The sequence below is a fragment of the uncultured Agitococcus sp. genome (genome assembly GCF_937920075.1).
GTDB lineage: Bacteria > Pseudomonadota > Gammaproteobacteria > Pseudomonadales > Moraxellaceae > Agitococcus.
This window is the reverse complement of the sequence record NZ_CALETI010000354.1, coordinates 1-5,530: the sequence shown is the minus strand read 5'-3', so window position 1 is coordinate 5,530 and position 5,530 is coordinate 1. Positions and strand designations below refer to the sequence as shown.

Genomic DNA, 5,530 nt, shown 5'->3' with positions numbered 1-5,530 from the left:
AATCAGCCAAAGAAGCATTAGCTTTGCAGCGCGAACAGTTTGAATTTAACAAGAAACGCTATAACGACTACAAAACCATGTATGGCGGCCTAGAGCAGATGCAAGTTGATGCAGCCAACAAGGGCGTGGTTGCTGACTTAGGCGGCGTAACGTCTCGTGCAACAGGCGATGTGGCTACACAATTTACTAATGCCGAAGAAGCACAGCGCAGACAGCAACAACGCTTAGGCATTAACCCTAACAGTGGTCGTGCTGATGCTATGGGTCGTCAAATGGGGCTGTCTAAAGCATTAGCTACGGCTGGCAACATCACCACAAACCGCGAAGCCGAAAGACGCAATGCCGAGCAACAGACTTGGGATAGACGTTCTTATGTAAACAATCTTGGCATTAACCAAATGAATATGTCGGCTCAAGGTGTTACTCAGGCAAACAATCAACTAATGAACAATTACAACAATACCGCAGCGCAAAAAAAGCAACAAGCAGGCTCTTTGTTTGATGTGGCGGGTGCTATTGGCGCTCAGTATTTAGGTGGTTTGGGTGCTGCACAACCAAACATTCAGACCTCGGGTATTCCTACTACAAATGTACAGCCAAGCACAGTTTTTCAAAATGCAAAAAAAGCAAATGCGTTATCTCCAATGCTTACAACTGGTTTAAACGGTCTAACTGGGATTAATGAGCTTAATCAATTTCTACCTCAGCAAAAACAAGCTTTTTTGCCTTCTGATTTGTATAGATAATAGGAGTTACTAATCATGGCTATTGCAGGTATTGAAAACTTAGCCACAGGCTTCTTACAAGGTTTAAATGCGCGTAAACAGCAAGAGCGTCAAGACGTTATTGACCAACGCGAAACAGAGCGTTTTGAGATGCAAAAGCAGCAATTCACTGACCAACAGGCTGCTAATGCGTTATCAATGAAAACAAACCAGTTTCAGTTGAATCAGGAGCAAGCTAAGGCTGACAGGGACAAGATACTGCAAGAAAAAGAAGATAACTTTCGCAAGCAATGGGAAGGTTTTGCGCGTCCTTTTGCAATGGGTAATGACCAAGAAGGCTATAACGCATTAGAAAAAACCTATAACGATATTGGCTATATGGGTAAAGGCGCATTTAGGCGCGATGCCAAAGGCAATGTGTTACTTGATGATAAAGGAAACATCACTTTCTTGACTTATGGCGCAGACGGAAAGCCCGTATCAAAATCATTAAACAAAGACAAAATGATTGAGGGGTTTATCAATAGCTATGACCCTATAAAACATTGGGAACATGAACAAAAAACTAAAGCAGAAATAGACAAAGACAACGTCAGTATAATAACGAAGTCAAATTAAGCGGTGTCCAAACAGACAATGCCATTAGACTAAAAAAAGAGACTGAGCGTTATACGCCTCGCTCATTAATTTTTAAAGAAAGTCCTACTGGCACTTATGGCATTGACCCAGTAACAGGCAAAACAATCAGTGTTTTAACGCCTGATGGCTTGCCTATTATCAGCTCAACAACTGAAAAAGAGATGTCGCCTGTTGCGTTATCTATGTTTGACAAAAAGGAAACTGTGACTGAAAAATATGGCGGTGGAACAAAACAAATAACAACAAGAGATGAGCAAGGTTTGCAAGATTTTATGGCTTGGGCAGATGAGAATAATAAACCGCTTACTGTAAGAAGTGTTGGGCAGTGGAAAAATGCAAACAAAAAGAATAAACCTGTGACTACAGAAACAGAAAGCCCACAAAGCAATCAACAAAAGTTGACTGTTAATCAATGGATTAAAAATAGAAACATCACCACAAAAGAACAATTAAGTAGTGCTATTGCAGAACTTAGAAAATCTAATCCAACTTGGTCTAACCAACAGTTAAAACGAGCATTTGTTAATGCTGGAGTAATAGAATAATGGCTAAATTTACATCAGAAGATTTTGACAATGCTTTAGATTTATCAGGTGAAGCGGAGTGGATGGATACTCCCAAAGGAATGGCTAAAGTTTCTAATGAATTAGTGGATAATATTTTAGGTGTTATGGATGACAGCATTATTGGTGATGCTTTGCGAATAGCCAAAGGTAAGCCTACTCGTAGAGAAGTGGAAGACGTAACATCACCATTGTCGCCATTGTCTCGTTTAACCTCACAAGCAGAAAAAAATCGTATTGCCAAAGCGTATTTAGAGGCAAATACGATTTTGCAGCAAGGCCAACAAAAGCTAAAAGAGGGTGCTGATTACTGGCAACAACAAAAATCAGCAAAAGCCAAAGCCCAAGACAAATTAGCAAATGATGCAGTTGGTGCATTAGATGCGTTAGAGGTGTATGCACAAAATCCGAGTTATACGTTAAGAGAAGTTGTTTCACAAGCTCCGCAATTAGTGCCAATGATTCTTGGTGCAAGAGGCTTATCCTCAAAACTAGGTAAAAAATTAACTAATAAATTGGGCGTGGATAATCGCGGAGCAATCGCTTTAGCAGGCGTTGGTTATCAATCGGCTGTTGGTGGTCAACAAGCAAGAGAACAATCACTGCAAGATTCAAAATATGTTAGAGACTACAATGCAGAAGAGGAATTAGCCTTTAATGAGGATAGAGACCCTGACCCCTCTAAAGTCGATAAAAATTCAGGCGCAGCTAGTAGATACCAAGCGGCAAGGATAGCGGCTGATTCAGGTGCAACAACAAGTGCTTTGGCAGGGTTAATCGGCTTAAAAGGAGATGCTGCATTAACAAACTTGTTGATGGGCGAGTCTATCAAAGGGTTAAGCAAACAGGGATTAAAAGCGGCTGGCGGCCATTTAACAAGAAACATTATTGAAGAAACCGTTGATGAGGCTGGTTCGCCTATCGGTGCAAACATAGGCGCACAACAAACTTATGCTCCAACACGCGATACATTTAAAGATGTAGGAAAGCAGGCGGCGGCTGGCGCGGTATTGGGCGCGGGTATGGGTTCTGTACAAGCGGGTAGTTTGTATTTGTTTGGTGATGGTGACAAAAACAACGAAGCACCAACAGCAGATGATTTAGCAAAATCTATTCTTAATTCTGTACCAAAACAGGATATTCCTAAACAATACCAAGACTCTTTTAACGCCTTTGAAGATGCCAAGCAAGCCGAAGCACAAGCACAGGCAGCACACGAAGCTAATCCGACACCTGAAAGCGAGGAAATACTTGCACAGGCCACAGACGCGCGGTTAAAGGCTAATAACCAATTTAGCCAATATGATGCAGCCTTTAAGCAATCGTTTACCGAGCAAGAACAACAAGACCTTTTAGCGAATGATTTAAAAGGCATTGTTGCACGAGCCAAACTAGCCGAAGAAGCCAAGCAAGCCGAGCTAAACAACAAAGCACAACAAGAGGCTTTAGTTAAAGCACAGCGCACCAATATGATTAAAGGTTTATCCGCGTTTGCTGACAATGAAGAAGTATTGCTTAATGAAGTAAATCAATTAGGCTTAGACGATACCCAAAAAGAGTTGTTGTTAAGAGAAGTTTTTGCAGAGCGTAAAAACGCTAAAGCCAAGCCACAACAAGCAAATGGACAGCCTAAAACGCCTTTAGAATTGGCCGTTGATGAACATTTTGATGCTAAAGGCAATCGCAAGGCAAGTGTTATGTCGCCAGATGTTGCTGATAAACATAAAGTGTCTTTAAACGAGTTATTGCTAGCAATTGCCAAGCGCAATAATGATATTAAGATTCAAAAAGCACAGGCAGAAAAGCAAGCTAAAGTTGATGCTTTTAATAAGTCTCAGGCGCAACAAAAGACTAAAGATGTTCAACGTGAAAAATTAACCGAACAACAGCAATTAGAAAACACATTAGCCGAACTTGCCGCAGAAAACGACACAAGCTCAATGTTATCTATACTTGAGGGTTACGACAAGACTGAGGCTGACAAGCTATTCAACAATGCGTTTAAGACCGTTGAAACACGCGCTAAAGAAGCAGAAAAAGCAACTAAGGCAAAAGAGGCCGAAGCCAACAAACAAGCACAGGCAAAGAAAAAACAGTCTGCTTTTAATGCAGATATGGCCGCACTATATGAAAGCAATCCCAATGCAACATACAGTGATTGGAAGAATGTCGGTAAAAAGCATGGTGTGACTAGCGCGATTGATTTAGCTAATGCTTGGGCAAGTTTAACCAGCAAGAAGCCAGTAAAAAACCAAGAACAAGCTAAGCCAACTGAACCTTTAACCTTGCCAGCACCTAATAACGTGATGGTGACTGACGCTCAAGGCAATACGACACAAACTACAGAAAACAACGTGCCACAAAAGCCACGCAACAATGATGTTTCTGTACCAAGTGGGTTAAAGGTTGACGTAAGTAATGCAGCCAATACGCAGCGTGACCGTGGCGTTGGTTCTTATATTGGTGATGCTTATATTGTGCGCCAAGATGGTAAACCATTCCCTACTGAGCAAGTAGCACAACAAGCCTTAGCTAACAAAGCAACCAAGAAGCCAAGACGCAAAAATGAGCCAACTGTATCGAAAGACACTCATTCTGTTGTGCCTGTTGAGGGTGGCTATGCGATTGCGCCTGTTGAAGAAGTTAAGCCTGTTGTTAATCAGGAAATGACAGAAAGCAAGCAAGAGCCTACACAAGCAGCTAAACAGAGTAAATCAGCGCGTAGACCACGCTTAGAAGAAGCCTATGCAGAGGTTTTTGCTAAACCTATTGAAGATTGGGATGCAAATGATTTTGCTACTATTGGCGCACAGGCTTATTACCATGATGGTAAAAAACATACTGATAAAGAGCATGATGCTGATAACGCACTTGTACAAAAACTGGTAAAGAGGATTATAAATAATGGAATAAAGCGAGGGGATAGTACAATAGATATTATGCATAAGGTGATGTTTGGTGCTTTTGATGCAACCTTCTTCATTAGGCAGTCAGGTGTTGATGCTCTTGAAGCTTACATTGAAATGCGTAAGGAACAGGTTAACTCAACAACTAGCCCTACTGTAGAACCCATTGTCACTAAAGTAGAACAACCTATTGTTGATGACCTTTCAGGTGAATATGCCCATTCTCAATTCCCTGATGCTACCGCTACAGTTACCAAAACAGAAAAAGGCTATGACATTAACTGGGGAGATGAGGTTCAATCATTTACTGGCAAAAATGCAGCAGAAAAAACACAAGCAGCAATCAAAAAAGAGAATTTTAACAAGAAAAACCCCGACAATGATAATGGCGGTGTACCTGTAGAGCCTGTTGCGCCTAAGCCTGTATCGCCTATAGGCGGTAATAGCGCACCACAGACCGCACCTAAAACCGATGCTGAACAAATTGCGAGCGCAATGGATAAAACTGCACAGGCAATCACTGAGGCGGCACACAACAAAGTTGTTGAGCGTATTAAAAATGGCGAGGAGATTGTTTATAAGCAGCCAGCAGCCATTGAACGCGCAAAACAAGATGAGCGTTATCAGGTTGAAATCAATGACAAAGGCCATGCTGTTGTTAAAAACATCAAAGACTTGAATGGTGAGTGGGTTAAAA

The 5,530-nt window shown here is 41.5% G+C and carries 4 protein-coding genes; all 4 read left to right on the top strand.

The window, feature by feature from the left end; all coding sequences use genetic code 11:
• Positions 1 to 746, top strand: a 746-nt coding sequence (locus Q0212_RS12245; RefSeq protein ID WP_297925908.1) for a hypothetical protein, incomplete at its 5' end; no start/stop codon positions are given.
• A gap of 15 nt (positions 747 to 761) precedes the next feature.
• Positions 762 to 1,343, top strand: coding sequence for a hypothetical protein (locus tag Q0212_RS12240; protein ID WP_297925907.1), 582 nt, complete (start codon positions 762 to 764; stop codon positions 1,341 to 1,343).
• A gap of 149 nt (positions 1,344 to 1,492) precedes the next feature.
• Positions 1,493 to 1,909: a hypothetical protein gene (locus Q0212_RS12235; protein WP_297925905.1), complete on the top strand. Its 417-nt coding sequence runs from the start codon at positions 1,493 to 1,495 to the stop codon at positions 1,907 to 1,909.
• On the top strand, positions 1,909 to 5,530 hold a 3,622-nt coding region (locus Q0212_RS12230; RefSeq protein ID WP_297925903.1), incomplete at its 3' end, for a hypothetical protein. The genes Q0212_RS12235 and Q0212_RS12230, both read left to right, overlap by 1 nt.

What these genes read in the sequence shown, in the direction of transcription:
- Q0212_RS12240 (WP_297925907.1), top strand. Translation starts at nt 762, where the DNA reads ATGGCTATTGCAGGTATTGAAAACTTAGCCACAGGCTTCTTACAAGGT.